Raw genomic sequence first — 13673 nt, 5'->3', positions numbered from 1 at the left:
ACGGGTCAGGAGCCCGTTTGTGCGCGGATTATGCTCGTTGACCTCCGAATTCAGAACTACGCTCTTATCGAGCAGCTTGAGCTCCGGCCCTCGGCCCTGCTCAATATTATTACCGGCGAAACCGGCGCTGGTAAGTCCATCATGCTGGGTGCCATTGGATTGCTGCTCGGCAACCGGGCCGATTCCAAGCTGCTGTTCAACACCGCGCACAAATGCGTGATTGAGGGCCAGTTTGATATTTCCGGCTATCAGCTCCAGGACATTTTCGAGTCAGAAGACCTGGACTACGACGCGCAGTGCATCCTGCGCCGCGAAATCAGTCCGGCCGGCAAGTCGCGCGCGTTCATCAACGATACGCCCGTAACGCTGGAAACGCTGCGCACCATCGGGGCCAACCTGATGGACATCCATTCCCAGCACGACACGCTGCTGCTCGGCGACGCGGTATTCCAGCTCAACCTGCTCGACCTCTATGCCAACCTGGTGCCCACCCGCGCCCAGTACGGCAGCAGCTACCGGCAGTACCGAAAGCTGGAAGCCGACCTGAAAACGCTGGAAGGACAGGTAGCGCAGGCCAACAAGGAGCTGGATTACCACAGCTTCCTGCTCAGTGAGCTGGAAGACGCCCGCCTTGATGGCGAGGACCAGGAAGCGCTGGAACAGGAAATCAAGCAGCTGGAGCACGCCGAGGAAATCAAGTTCAAGCTCACGCACGCCCTGCAGGCCTTGTCGGATGGCGAGTACTGCGCCACGGGCAGCCTCAAGGAAGCTAGCCACCTGCTGGGTCAAGTGGCGGGGTTTGCCAGCGGCCTGCGCGAGCTGAAAGAGCGGCTCGACTCCTGCCTGATTGAGCTGCGCGACATTGCCGGTGAGGTGGAAGACACCGAGCGGCGCACCGAGGGCGACCCAGTGCGCATTGATGAGCTGCAGAGCCGCCTGAACGTGCTCTACAACCTGCAGCGCAAGCACCAGGTGCGCGACGTGGACGGCCTGCTGCTGGTGCGCGACGAGCTGCGCCGCAAAGTCAGTTCGGTGCTGAACCTGGACAAGGAAATTTCCCGCCTGCGCAAAGACGCTGATGGCGCCCTGGCCACCGTAACGCGCCAGGCCGCTAAGCTGTCGGAAGCTCGGCAAAAGTCCTTCCCCAAGTTTGAGCGGGAGCTGGCCCTGCTGCTAGTAGAGCTGGGCATGCCGCACTCGCGCATCGTGGTGCAGCACAGCACCGGCCAGCCCGCTGCCAGCGGCATCGACGTAGTGAGCATCCTGTTTACGGCCAATAAAGGCGCCCAGCCCCAGACGCTGAGCAAGGCCGCCTCCGGCGGGGAGTTCTCCCGCCTGATGCTGTGCATCAAGTACATGCTGGCAGATAAAACGGCCCTGCCCACGATAGTATTCGATGAAATCGACACTGGCATCAGCGGGGAAATTGCGGTGAAAGTAGGCCGGATGATGCAGCAAATGGCGCAGAAGCACCAGTTGATTGCCATTTCGCACCTGCCGCAGATGGCCGCCGCCGGCGACGCGCACTACTTCGTGTACAAGGAAGACCGCGCCGACCGCACCGTAAGCCGCATCCGTCTGCTGAGCCTGGATGAGCGTATCCGGGAAATTGCCCAGATGATTTCTGGCGCCAACCCCAGCCAGCATGCTTATCAAAGTGCACGCGAGCTGCTGGCCATGCGCGGAGAGGAATTAGTGGGCTAGCGGTGAAATTGTGAAGTGGTGAGATTGTGAAGAAGTGAATAGCTAACTTGGCGGCCGCTAACCACTCATCTGAGGCGTAAAGCAGCGGCAGCAGCGTAGTCCAGGCTATAGCCAACGGCTGCAACTCACCACCTCACCACTTCACCACTTCACCTCATGCCTAATCTACTCGCTGGCAAAGTCGGTATCATTTCCGGCGCCCTTGATGAACGTTCCATTGCCTGGAAAGTAGCGCAGAAAGCCTACGCCGAAGGGGCGCGCTTCGTGCTCACCAATGCCCCGCTCGCCATGCGCATGGGCGAAATCAACAAGCTGTCGGAAGAGTGCGAGGCGCCGATTATCCCGGCCGACGCGACGTCGATGGACGACCTGGAAAAGCTGTTCAGCGGTACGCAGGAGCACTTTGGCGGCAAAATCGATTTCGTGCTGCACAGCATCGGCATGAGCACCAACATCCGCAAGGGCAAGCACTACGGCGAGCTGAACTACGAGTGGTTCCAGAAAACGCTGGACGTGTCGGCGCTGTCGCTGCACCGCATGCTGGCCGTGGCCGAGAAGCAGGACGCCTTCAACGAATGGGGCTCAGTGGTAGCCCTGAGCTATATTGCCGCCCAGCGCGCCTTCCTCGACTACACCGACATGTCGCAGGCCAAAGCCGTGCTCGAAAGCATTGCTCGCAGCTATGGCCAGCGCCTCGGCAAGCTCAAGAAAGTGCGCGTGAATACCATTTCGCAGTCGCCCACCAAAACGTCGGCCGGCACCGGCATCAGCGGCTTCGATGCGTTCTACGAGTACGCCGAGCGCATGTCGCCGCTCGGCAACGCGCCCGCCGAAGCCTGCGCCGACTATTGCGTGAGTTTGTTCTCGGACCTGACGCGCTACGTAACCATGCAGAACCTCATGCACGACGGCGGCTTCAGCACCACCGGTATTTCAGAGGAAATGGTAGAACTCCTCACCAACAGCAAGGCTTAGCACCGCGTTGATTTGATGGTAAAGGAGCCCGGCCTGCTGGCCGGGCTCCTTTTTTATGGCCCGAGGAAAGGATTCCCGTTGCGAAAAAACTCAAATAAAGTAGGCGGTATCTCATTGTTAGGCTAAAGCCCGGCTGCGCACCGTAGGTACAGTCCAGCCGGCGGAATTGCATCTATAACATAAGTACTAGCGAATATTGGCTAATTTTCAGCCATGAAGCTCTCCTATGCCGTCCTGATAGGTTTCCTACTGGCAGCAATCCTAGCATCCCCGCCCAGCAAAGCGCAAAGCCCCCAGACGCCGGCCCTCCGCTACGCGCTGTCGCGGGTTGCGGCCGATACCAGCCGGGTGCTGCTGCTGGCCGATCTGAGTGCTTCTTTCCGCTACTCCCGCCTCGATTCGGTGCTGCTGTATGCCCAGCAGGGCCTGGCAATGGCCCGCCGCATCAAGTACACCAAAGGAGAAGGCCGTTGCCTGGCCCGCCTGGGTATGCTACAGGGCGAGCGAGGCAATCTGCCCCAGGCCCTGCGCCTCAACCTGCAGGCCCTGCAACTCAACGAAGCCAGCCACGACCTGGAAGGCACGGCCCGTACGCTCAACCAGATTGGCCTGCTCCATCAGGCCCTCGACGACCACAGGCTGGCGCTCCAACATTATTTTCGGGCCTGGCGCATCTACCGGCAGGTGCGCACGCACGATACCTCCCAGCTGGTGAGTGTGCTGGCCAACATTGGGGCCACCTACACCGGAGCTGGCAAGCTGGATTCGGCCGCTTACTTTCTGGAAAAGGCCGAGGCAGAGGTGATGCGGGAAACACCCGGCCGCTGGAGCAGCTGGGGCAACCCCGAACCTTATGTGCTACGGGAGCTGGGGCTGCTGGCGGCGGCCCGCAACCAGGACAGCCAGGCCCTGCAGTTTTACCGGCGCAGTGCGCAGGCTGCCGTGCCCGAAAACGACCTACGCAGCGCCTGCCGCGCCTATCAGTACCTGGCGGAGCTTTACCAGGGCCAGCAGCAAACGGATTCCAGCGTGTATTACGGCCGCAAAGCCCTCAGCATGGGGCAGAAGCTGCCGTATATGGTGGGCATTGCGCACACCAGCGGCCTGCTGGCCGATGCCTTTGCCAGCCGGCAGCAGGCCGACAGTGCGCTGCGCTACCTGCGCCTCCGCCAGCGGGCCGAAGACAGCCTCTATAATCCGTTGCGTATCAAGCAGCTTGATGCTATTGCCCTGTCGGAGGTGCAGCGGCAGCAAAAGGTGGAGCAGGAGCAGGATGCCTACAAAGTGCGCCTCTACATCTACGCGCTGCTGGCCGGGCTCGGAGGGTTGCTGCTGATAACCCTGCTGCAGGCCCGCCACAACCGCCAGCAGCGCCGCACCAATGCGCAGCTGCAGGAGTTGAATACCCAGGTGACCGAGCAGAAGGAAACCCTCACCACCCAGCGCGACGAGCTGTCGGCTATGCTGCGGGAGCTGAAGACAACCCAGGACCAGCTGGTGATGCGCGACCGGATGGCTTCCCTGGGTGAGCTGATGGCTGGCGTAGCTCATGAGTTGCAGCAGCCGGTCCAGGCCATTGAGGAGCTGGTGGGCGAGAGCGAGCAGCTGACCGACGAAATGTGGGCGGTGCTACAAGCAACCCAGCTGGCCGAGGAGCCTACCAACTCATTGGCCGATAAACTGGATATTCTGCGCCAGTATCAAGTCACGTTGCGCCGCCACGGGCAACGGGCCAGCATTATCGTGCGCGGAATGCTGGCCCACGCCGGCCGGCAGTCCAGTGCGCGCCAGCCCTCTGACCTGAACGAGCTGGCCGAAAACTACCTACGCTTGACTTACCACGATACTCAGGCCAAAGCCCCTAATTTGGAAGTGCAACTGCAGGTAGAGCTGAGCGGGGACTTAGGCCAGGTAGACATGGTGCGCCACGACATCGGGCGCGCACTGATCAATATTTTCCTCAATGCCTTTCAGGCCGTGCAGGAGCGCAACCGGCAGGCAGAGGACGGATACGTGCCGCAGGTGACCCTGCTCACCCACCGCACCGCCGACGGAGTAGAGCTGCGGGTGCGCGACAATGGCCTAGGTATACCGGAAGCCGCGCAAGGCCGGGTATTTGAGCGGTTTTTTTCCACCAAAGCTCCCGAGGAAGCTGCGGGCCTGGGCCTGGCCCTGAGCAAGGAAATCATTGAAGCAGGGCACGGCGGCACCCTCATGGTGGAAAGCGAGCCGGGCGTGTACACGGAGGTAGTGGTCCGGCTGCCAGTGATTCCCGCAGAGGAAAACTAAACTCCCCGCTCCTGAGCCCGCAGCCAGGCCTGCGCCGTTTCTACATCCTCAAATAGGTGCATCTGCAGCGTGTCGCCGATGCGCTGTTGCAGATTTTCGATAGAGAGCTGGCTGAAGATATCCGGGGAAACGACCTGCGCGAAGTAGCGCAAACCCGCATTGATGATAAGCGGCGTCCAGACCTGTTGAATCCAGGTGTTGGCCTCCGTAAAGGCGCCGATAAGATTCCGGTGGTCGTTTAGGAGCTTGGGGCATGGATCCGCGCGTAGCATCTCTACGTACGTGAGGCCGCCATCCATAATCGTTCCGATAGTTTGGTGGCCATACCAGCGGGCATGAATCCAGTTGTCGCGCTGGTTGCGCTCCACTGTCAGGTACACACTGCCGTCGCCGCGGCGCAAGGAAGTAAGCATGCACAAAGATAGGGACAACTACGTTTTTGAACCGGATCAGTTGGCCTGCCGCTGATGCAACTTGTGGGGTTTAGGCGTGTCTTACCAAATGCCCGGCAGTCTCGTAAGCACTTTCCAACCGGCTGGCACGTTTTCCGGTCAGATTGTTGTTCTTGCAGGTAAGAGGCCGGTTTTTCGGGCAACCTGCCGGCCCCGCTTTTTCGATTACTGACATCCTTCTTTAGCTGCGCATCTCATGGCGTTATTTCGTTCCTCGTTGGGCTTGTTCTCGGCCGTGCTGCCGGGCTTTCTGCTGTTTTTGCCCGGCAGCTTCGCTTCGTCTTCCGGCACGCCCGATGACCTGCCGCCCCAGAAAAAAGAGGTGCTGGTGGGTATCGTCACGCAGGGACTGACGATGGCCCACGTGCAGCCCGAACAGATAAACGATGAGTTTTCGCGGCGCGTGTTTACTCTCTATCTCAAGCGGCTGGACGGCGGCAAACGCTTTTTGCTCCAGCCTGATATTGCCCAGCTCAAGCGATTCGAAACCACCATCGACGACGAAGTAAAGCAGGGCAAGCACGGCTTCCTCGATTTAAGCACCCAGCTCATCAACCAGCGTCAGCAGGAAGTGCAGGTGCTGTACCGCGAACTGCTGGCGCAGCCATTCGAGTTTACAGCCGCGGAAACCTTTGAAACCGAACCCGATAAACTGCCTTACGCGGCCGATGCCGCCGCCCGGCGGGACCGGTGGCGCCGCCTGCTCAAGTACCAGACCATGCAGCGCCTTTCCGAGCTGATGGACACGCAGAACCGCCAGCAAACCAAGTCGCTGGCGTCGGCTAAGGCCAAGCCGTCGGATGCCACGCTTTCTACGGCGCCGCGCACCCCGGCTCAGCTGGAAGCCGATGCCCGCAAGCAGGTGCTCAAGTACTACGACGAATGGTTCAGCGACCTGCGCCAGGAGGACGAGGCTGACCGGCTCAGCGGGTATACCAACGCCATTGCCAACACCTTCGACCCGCACTCCGAGTACTTTGCGCCCAAGGACAAAACCAACTTCGATCTGGCTTTGACCGGCCGCCTGGAAGGAACCGGGGCTCAGCTTAGCGAGAAGGACGGCCAGATAGTGGTAGCGGCCATTGTAGCGGGCTCAGCCTCCTACCGCCAGGGCGAGCTGAAAGTGGGCGATATTATCCAGCGCGTGGCTCAGGGGGCCGGCGAGCCGGTAGCCGTGGAAGGCCTGCGCATGGATAAAGTGGTGCAGCTGATTCGCGGCCCTAAAGGCTCGGAAGTGCGCCTGACGGTGAAAAAGCCGGACGCCAGCATCAAGGTCATTTCCATTATCCGTGACGTCGTTGTTATCGAGGAAACGTACGCGCAGTCGGCCGTTATCAACGACAAGGGCAAGAAGCTCGGCTACATCATGCTGCCCAGCTTCTACGCCGACTTCAACAACAACGGCGGCCGCAACTCGGCCCAGGACGTGAGCAACGAGCTGGAAAAGCTCAAGCAGGCCGGGGTGCAGGGCGTGGTGCTGGATTTGCGCTTCAACGGGGGCGGCTCCCTGCCCGATGCCACCCGCATGGCCGGCCTGTTCATGGCCAGCGGCCCCATGGTGCAGGTGAAAAGCCGTCAGGGCGAAGCCAGTCTCCTCAAGGACCCCGATCCTAAAGTACAGTATGACGGCCCGCTGGTGGTGCTGGTAAACCGCTACAGCGCCTCGGCCTCCGAGATTCTGGCCGGTGCCATTCAGGATTACAAGCGCGGCGTGATTATGGGCAATACCACTTACGGCAAAGGCACCGTGCAGCGCGTAGTGGAGTTGGACGACATGCTGAACGCGGACTTCAACAAGCTCAAGCCCTTAGGCTCGCTCAAGCTCACGGTGCAGAAATACTACCGCGTAAATGGCTCGTCCACGCAGTTCAAGGGCGTGACGCCCGACATCATGGTGCCGGATGCCTATAGCACCCTGGCCGACGGCGAGCAGGATACCGATTTCCCGCTGCCCTGGGACGAAATTGCCCCCGCGCCCTATCAGCCCTGGGCTGCCGCACCACCTATGGCCCGGCTGGCCGGAGCCAGCCAGCAGCGCGTAGGCGCCAATCCTTCCTTCAAGCTGCTCACGGAAACTGTGCAGACCATGGCTCAGCGCCGGAAAAACACCCAGGTTTCGCTGAGTCTGGCTGACTACCGCGCCGAGCAGCAGAAAGCCCAGGCTACCAACGAGAAGCTTAAGCAGCTGCAGCAGCAGGCACCCACTCTTGCCGTCACCTCCTCAATCCAAGCTCCGGTGGCGGCTGATAGCAGCCGCATCAACCGCTTCCTTAAGCCCCTGCGCAAGGACCTGACGCTGCAGGAAGCCGTAGCCGTGTTGCACGACGAAATGTAGCCGACACCAACCAACACAAAAAAGCCTCTCCACTGATGTGTAGAGGCTTTTTTGTGAAGCAGTCTAAAAAGCTTTTGCCGGTTTACAGTCGGGAAGAAGCCGGTTGCTACCTGGCGCTTTCGTCGCCGTCGATGGGGGCGCTTTGCTTGTGGACGTTGGCAGCTACCAGTGCGTCGGGCAGCACGTTGCTAGTCGTCACCTGCACTTTGTTCAGGAAGCCGGAAACAACTTTCCGCTCCCCGGCCATCAGGGCTTTGTAGCCGTCCTTGGCCACCTCGGCCGGATCCGCCTTGCTGCCTTCGGCAACGTTTTTGGCTCGCGTCATATCGGCCTTGTTGAAAAAGTCGGTATCCGTGAGGCCCGGCAGCAAGTTGGTGATGGTGACGTTGCTGTCCTTGTTTTCTTCCTGAATCGATTCAACCCAGGAGTTAATAAAGGCCTTGGTGCCGTGGTACACGGCCTGGAGCGGGCCGGGCAACTCGCCCGCAATGCTGCCTACCAGTAGAATCCTGCCTTCGTTGCGGGCTTTCATTTCCTGCAGATACAGCTTCGTGAGCACCAGATAAGCCCCAATGTTGAGCTGCACAATATCCAGCTCGCGGTTGATATCGGTGGTATCGAAGGTGCCATACTGGCCCTGGCCGGCGTCGTTTACCAGCACGTCAATCTGCTTGCCGGAGGCTTTCACCTGGTCGTATACCTCGAAGGGCGCCTGCCGCTGAAACAGGTCTTTCACAATGGTGGTGACTTCTACGCCGTACGCTTGCCGAACTTCCTGAGCCGTAGCATTCAGCGTGTGCTGGTCGCGGCCTACAAGAATGAGGTTGTACTTATCCTGCGCAAAGCAGTTGGCCAGCTCGCGGCCAATACCGCTGGTGCTGCCCGTAATCAGAGCCGTTTGGGTGTTATGTGCCATGGTTGTGAAAACGTTAGAGTTGTGAATTTCTAACGCTGGGCACGCTCGGGCGGTTACGGTTGAGATTGGTGGATTGGCTGTGTGGTACCCGCATCTGCTGGGCGGCCCGTTCAGCTTTCGTCGGGTTCGGGGGCGTCGGCGTGAGTGGTGGCCTGGTACGAGTCGGCGTACTTGAAATCGTCCAGCCAATACGCCGAGCTGACGACCGTGAAAACGACCGAGGAAGCCTGCTTATTCGACGGGGTTAGCTGCCAGAGAATACTGGGCGCCTCCGGAAAGCTGGTACCCGCAAGCTGCTCCTGAAACAGGCGTTTGAGCAGGGTATTGTCGGGCATACCCTGGGCCAGCAGGCGCAGCAGGGGTGCTTCCGGCTGCGCATCAAAAACCGTTAGCGCCTCGGGCTCCTCAGCGGTGAGCTGTACCTGAAACTGCACCGCTTCGGCCCGGGGGAATTTCCCGTTGTAGGCAGTATAAAGCAGCTGGGTGGCTTTAAAAAAGCCTTCGTGCTGCGCCAGCTCCGGGTTTTCTTCCCACAGCTTCTCCGTAAGCATCTGGTGGGCCAGGTTCTCCACCTGTCCGCTGGAGAGCTGATCTTCAAACAGGTAGTCCAGCACCAGCCGGGCGGCTTCCGTGGGTTCCAGCTCGGTGAGGGCCATGTGCGTCATGGCTTGCAGCTCATCGGCGGCAATTTCGGTGGGGTTGTCGTAGCCGGTTTTGGTGAGCAGGGCAAGGTAATCGGCGGCCTGCCAGGAGTTGGGCAGCTCTGTAAGCGTATCGAAGGTGAGGCGTTCTACGGTGAAGTGCAGCATGAAGGAAAGTAAGCTAAGAAGGGCCGATATTGACCCGCACAGCGCGGCAGCGTGCCGGCCTGTTCAGCTTACGCAGCGCCTCATCAAACACCCACGAAACCGCCGGAATAAAACAGCAGGAGCCGCGCAACCGGCGCATAAGACGCGGACCGGGCTACTTTTTGCGTAGGGCCAGCTCATTCACCTGCACCAGCACCGTGTCGCCGGAAGCTAACCGTTGAACGAGGTTGGAACTGGGCAGATTCCACTCGAACCCTTGGCCTTGCCCGCATACCGTGCCCGAACGCGAAACAAGCACAAACCAGCTATACAGCGGAATAACCGGCTGATTGTTGCGAATGGTGAGCACCTGCAATGGCCGGAACCGGCACGCCGACTGGAAAGCGCCTGGCATCAGGGCTACCAGAAAGCAGCGTCTGGCCGGCTCATGTTCCCGTACCTGGTCTGCCAGCAGCTCACACCGACTCTGAGCGCCTGATGCAGCAATAACCGTGGCCGAGTCCATAGCCGACAACAGGTAGCGCTGCGCGTTGCGGCTGGTGGCCTCCAGGGCCAGTACGCGGCTTCCGCCGGAATAATTGGCGGTAAGCGTAACCCGGTTGTCGGCCTCAAACAGCAGCGTCAGGGAATTGTCCGGGCTGATAACGCTGTCCTTCTTCAGAAAGGAGCTGCGCATGGACCAATGCCGCCGCAGCAGGCTGGCCGCAACCGCGGGCGAGCTGACCACGCCGGAAGAGGTATACACCTGCAGGGGGCCGGCTTTGATGGTGCTTTCTGTCTGGTACAGGCCAGCCAGCTGCGGCCCGCTGTCTTTGTCTTCCTGACAGGCGCCAAGGGCCAATAATGCTGTTGCGAAGGCCAGCGTAGATACTTTCATCGGGAGTAGGAGAGGAGCCCAGGCAGTGTGGTACCCGGAGTTGAAACCAAACCTAGCAAATTCTTTCCGTAGCCGTAGCCGTCAGAATGCAAAAAGCCCGCCGGCAACAAGGCCAGCAGGCTTTCACAGGATCTTGCAGGCCTTTAGTTGAGCAGGCCGGAGTGCGCTTTCAGGATCTGACGAGCCTGGGCCAGGTTGGTGTCACGCGAGTTCACGGCCAGATAAATAAACTTGTCGCCGGTGGGCGAGAGCTTCAGCAGGTGCAGCTGGTCGGTGAGCGTGAGCAGGATGTCCTGTATCGTCTGGTTCAGCTTCAGGGCCTTGATGGCTTTCAGCTTGGCCTTTACTACTTCCGTGTTGTAAGCGGCGGCGGTTTCGATATCGAATTCTGCGATGTTGGCGTGCGAAGCCAGCGGCATGCCGGTTTCAGTTTCTACCACGGCTACGGCCAGCAGGGTGGGCAGTTCATTAAGGATTTCCTGAACCGTTTGTTTGGGGGATGACATAAAATGGGTAAACGTTGAAAAGGTGTGAAAAGGAAAAAATGTTGAATTAACAGCAGGCATCAGACGGTGTGCCGACGCATGATTTCTTTGGCAATGCCCAGGTTCACATCGGCCATACGCACGGCCAGAAAGCAGTACCATTTGCCTTCGTTCATAGGGCGCAGATGATGAAACTGGTCTTCCAGCATCACGGAAACATCCGTAAGCGGGCCGCCTACCCAAGCCTTAGCCTTCAGCGCATCGGTAATGACGCGCAGCAGCTTGGCATTGCGGAGGTTGAGCTGGTTGGGGTTGTAAGTAGTAGTGGTGGTATAAGAGGCCAGCACCCGGCCCGACTGAATATCGACTACGCAGGCCATCAGCAGATCCGGCAAATCGGCCAGCAGGCCTTCCAGCGCTGTCTGGGCCCGTTTTCCGGCCTCATCCTCGGTGCCTACGGTTATCTTTTTTAGCTGCAGCCGATTGAAAAAGGGAATGTTCATTTCTTCAGAAGCGGGAATGGCTGGCTTGCTCCAGAAAGCAAGGCCAGCAGATTCCGCAGGAGTAAGTATCAAAAGCCAGCTGAACTGCTTCCTCCCAACCGGTAAGGCGGCAAGAGGAAGCAGGATATCCGGAAAAGCCTGTAGTTGGGGTGTTGCCTCACCGCCACGCCACGTAAATCGGTACACTGCGCGGCCGGCGCCCCTAAGCGGCTACCAGTGCGCTGTCTATACCAGGGGTATACCCCACTACTCAGACCTTCCAGATGTATTCGCTAGCTTAGAAGCGCCACCAATGGCGCTTTTTTACTTTCACCTGGGCTACTTCATCGGTGCGGGGCAGCAGGGTCACGTTTTGTACACTGTGGCCTTTTACCTGCATTTCCTCTTCGCCGTAGCCCCCGTAGCCAAACTGCAGGCGCGAGGTCTGGTTGGCTGGCAGTGCCAGGGTATAGGTACCCTGAGCGTTGGTGGTCACGGCTCGGCCGCTTACTTTATCCAGCACCGTAGCCCCAATCAGAGGCCGGCCGTTCTCGTCAAGAATGCGGCCTTTGACGATGGATACCATTTTGGCCGCGGCAGCAGCTTCCGTAGCCTCGGCGGGCAACGAAAGATTCGCATCCGTAGAGGCCAGCGTGGTAGCCGACAAAGCAGCCGGAGTGTTGGCATCGGCGGGCAGTTTGTTGCCGGCCAGCACCGCACCGCTAATGAGGGCGCCTACCACGAGGATAGAGGCGGCTCGCTGCCGGAAGCGTTTTGGCTCGGTACGCATCAGATGAAACTGGTGCTGAATCCAGCCTACCGGCCGTACATCGTGGCCATTTGCGCGCAGGGTCTGGAAACGCCGCAGCGCGGCGTCGTTTTGCGAGGGGTTGGCTTTCAGGTAAGCGTCGACCAAGTCAGCGTTGCTACCCGATAAGTCTCCCCGTAAATAGGCATCACGATATCCGGGCAGAAGCTCCCCGGATACCGGATGAAATGGGTTAGTGGTTAATGCCATGTTGCAGAATGTTGGTGTAGAAGAAAGAAGTGGCAGGCAGTACAAGGGTAATCTGTACCTTGGCTCAAACCTACGGACAGGCAGGGCTTAAGTTTTTACCAATTCGATAGAAGTAGCATAACTGCCTGTGAATGCCAGCTGTTGATCGATAAATAAAAAAAGTTCCCAGATCGGGTATTAGCATTGTAGTTAGTTGAGAAGTGGCTTAATTAAGAACAGAGGCATATGTTTCTAGATAATTAGAACAAATTATTGAATTATGTCAATAATATTTCCCGAGGCTTTCTGTATTGTTTCATGCAATATTTCTAATATTGGGCCTTGTTTCAGTCGAGTCATTCTGGGTTTTACTTCTTAGCAGGAGTCAATCAACTACGGAACACGAAACGACTTGGACTGCCAACCTCGACAATATTATTTAGCCAACCTCGGCAGTACCGCTCAGCCAACAAGTCAGGGCCGGCCCGGGCAGGCGTAGCTTTTCTCGCACCCAATGCCACCTTCTTATCAGCCCGGCGCCGCTGAGTGCCTGACGCCCGACAGCTTATGCAAACCCTGGTAGCCCCGCGCCCAACTCCCTTCGTCAAATCATTTGCTGCAAGCTGGTTTCGCTTCAACTGGAAAACGGGCGCCGTTCTGGTAACCATATTTACCCTGGCGCGGTTTGCCTTGGTGCTGCACGCCAACGTCACCCGGAGCTACCAGCTGGTGGCGTTTACTTTCGTGGCTATGGTGCTGCTGCCATTCGTGGTTCTGACCCGGGCCGGCCGCCAAAACATAGGCTGGGTGATGCCCACGCGCTGGGGCGGGGTGCTCCTGGGTGCGGCCTTGGGCGTGGGAAGCTGTGCGGCGCTGTTTTACCTCACTTCTTTCCTCTTTGGCGAAGGTGAGGGCAACAGCCTGGCTTACGTTGCCCGCTCCTACGGCAACATAGCCCAGCAGCTGAACGAGCACAACCGCCTGGCCTTCTTCCTGATTTTCTCGGTCCCCAGCATGGTGTTCAGCCCCATCGGGGAAGAGCTGTTCTACCGGGGGCTGGTGCACGAATGCTTTGCGGGCCGCCTGGGCCACCGAGGTGCAGCCCTGGTCGACAGCGCGGCGTTTGCGCTGGTGCACCTGGCGCATTTCGGGCTTGTATACGCCGGGCCGGGCGCGGGTTGGCGCTTTTTGCCCGGGCCGGCGCTGGTGTGGGTAGTAGCTTTATTTGGTACCTGCCTGCTGTTCTCGGTGGCCCGGCGCCGCAGCGGCTCGGTAGTAGGCGCCATTGTGGCACACTCCCTGTTCAACCTCACCATGAACTACTTCATCTTCTATCACCTGCTCTGAGCAGG

12 protein-coding genes are annotated in these 13673 nt (G+C 59.1%); 5 read left to right on the top strand and 7 right to left on the bottom strand.

Translation table 11 applies throughout. The annotated features are described in order from the left end of the window. Positions 1-30: 30 nt before the first annotated feature. The 3 genes from recN to I5L79_RS01775 all read left to right on the top strand — a co-directional run bounded on the left by recN (position 31) and on the right by I5L79_RS01775 (position 4968). Positions 31-1704 (top strand): DNA repair protein RecN, encoded by a 1674-nt coding sequence (recN, locus tag I5L79_RS01785; RefSeq protein ID WP_196953296.1) that lies wholly within the window; start codon positions 31-33, stop codon positions 1702-1704. 156 nt (positions 1705-1860) lie between these two features. After that, positions 1861-2679 (top strand): enoyl-ACP reductase FabI, encoded by an 819-nt coding sequence (locus tag I5L79_RS01780; protein WP_196953295.1) that lies wholly within the window; start codon positions 1861-1863, stop codon positions 2677-2679. A gap of 213 nt (positions 2680-2892) precedes the next feature. Beyond that, positions 2893-4968 carry an ATP-binding protein gene (locus I5L79_RS01775; RefSeq protein WP_196953294.1) on the top strand — a complete coding sequence of 692 codons (2076 nt, stop codon included), beginning with the start codon at positions 2893-2895 and terminating at the stop codon, positions 4966-4968. Here the strand turns inward: I5L79_RS01775 and I5L79_RS01770 are convergent. Next, positions 4965-5381 carry a hypothetical protein gene (locus tag I5L79_RS01770; RefSeq protein WP_196953293.1) on the bottom strand — a complete coding sequence of 139 codons (417 nt, stop codon included), beginning with the start codon at positions 5379-5381 and terminating at the stop codon, positions 4965-4967. The genes I5L79_RS01775 and I5L79_RS01770 overlap by 4 nt on opposite strands. 235 nt (positions 5382-5616) lie before the next feature. Here I5L79_RS01770 and I5L79_RS01765 point away from each other — a divergent pair, with 235 nt between their 5' ends. Next, positions 5617-7755 carry a carboxy terminal-processing peptidase gene (locus I5L79_RS01765; protein ID WP_196953292.1) on the top strand — a complete coding sequence of 713 codons (2139 nt, stop codon included), beginning with the start codon at positions 5617-5619 and terminating at the stop codon, positions 7753-7755. A gap of 106 nt (positions 7756-7861) precedes the next feature. Here the strand turns inward: I5L79_RS01765 and I5L79_RS01760 are convergent, their stop codons facing one another. The 6 genes from I5L79_RS01760 to I5L79_RS01735 form a co-directional block, all read right to left on the bottom strand. Further along, complete coding sequence (locus tag I5L79_RS01760; RefSeq protein WP_196953291.1) at positions 7862-8671, bottom strand: SDR family NAD(P)-dependent oxidoreductase; 810 nt, start codon at positions 8669-8671, stop codon at positions 7862-7864. A gap of 110 nt (positions 8672-8781) precedes the next feature. Continuing rightward, positions 8782-9480 carry a hypothetical protein gene (locus I5L79_RS01755; RefSeq protein WP_196953290.1) on the bottom strand — a complete coding sequence of 233 codons (699 nt, stop codon included), beginning with the start codon at positions 9478-9480 and terminating at the stop codon, positions 8782-8784. A gap of 154 nt (positions 9481-9634) precedes the next feature. After that, complete coding sequence (locus I5L79_RS01750) at positions 9635-10357, bottom strand: hypothetical protein (protein WP_196953289.1); 723 nt, start codon at positions 10355-10357, stop codon at positions 9635-9637. Between the two features lie 143 nt (positions 10358-10500). Next, positions 10501-10863: a hypothetical protein gene (locus tag I5L79_RS01745; RefSeq protein ID WP_196953288.1), complete on the bottom strand. Its 363-nt coding sequence runs from the start codon at positions 10861-10863 to the stop codon at positions 10501-10503. Between the two features lie 59 nt (positions 10864-10922). After that, positions 10923-11345 carry a hypothetical protein gene (locus I5L79_RS01740; RefSeq protein WP_196953287.1) on the bottom strand — a complete coding sequence of 141 codons (423 nt, stop codon included), beginning with the start codon at positions 11343-11345 and terminating at the stop codon, positions 10923-10925. A gap of 277 nt (positions 11346-11622) precedes the next feature. Then, positions 11623-12342 (bottom strand): carboxypeptidase-like regulatory domain-containing protein, encoded by a 720-nt coding sequence (locus I5L79_RS01735; protein WP_196953286.1) that lies wholly within the window; start codon positions 12340-12342, stop codon positions 11623-11625. Between the two features lie 546 nt (positions 12343-12888). Here I5L79_RS01735 and I5L79_RS01730 point away from each other — a divergent pair. Next, positions 12889-13668, top strand: coding sequence for a CPBP family intramembrane glutamic endopeptidase (locus I5L79_RS01730; protein ID WP_196953285.1), 780 nt, complete (start codon positions 12889-12891; stop codon positions 13666-13668). The last annotated feature ends 5 nt before the right edge of the window (positions 13669-13673 follow it).

Origin of the sequence: Hymenobacter guriensis, assembly GCF_015773195.1 — a bacterium.
Classification (GTDB): domain Bacteria; phylum Bacteroidota; class Bacteroidia; order Cytophagales; family Hymenobacteraceae; genus Hymenobacter; species Hymenobacter guriensis.
This window is presented reverse-complemented; position numbering and strand designations above follow the sequence as displayed.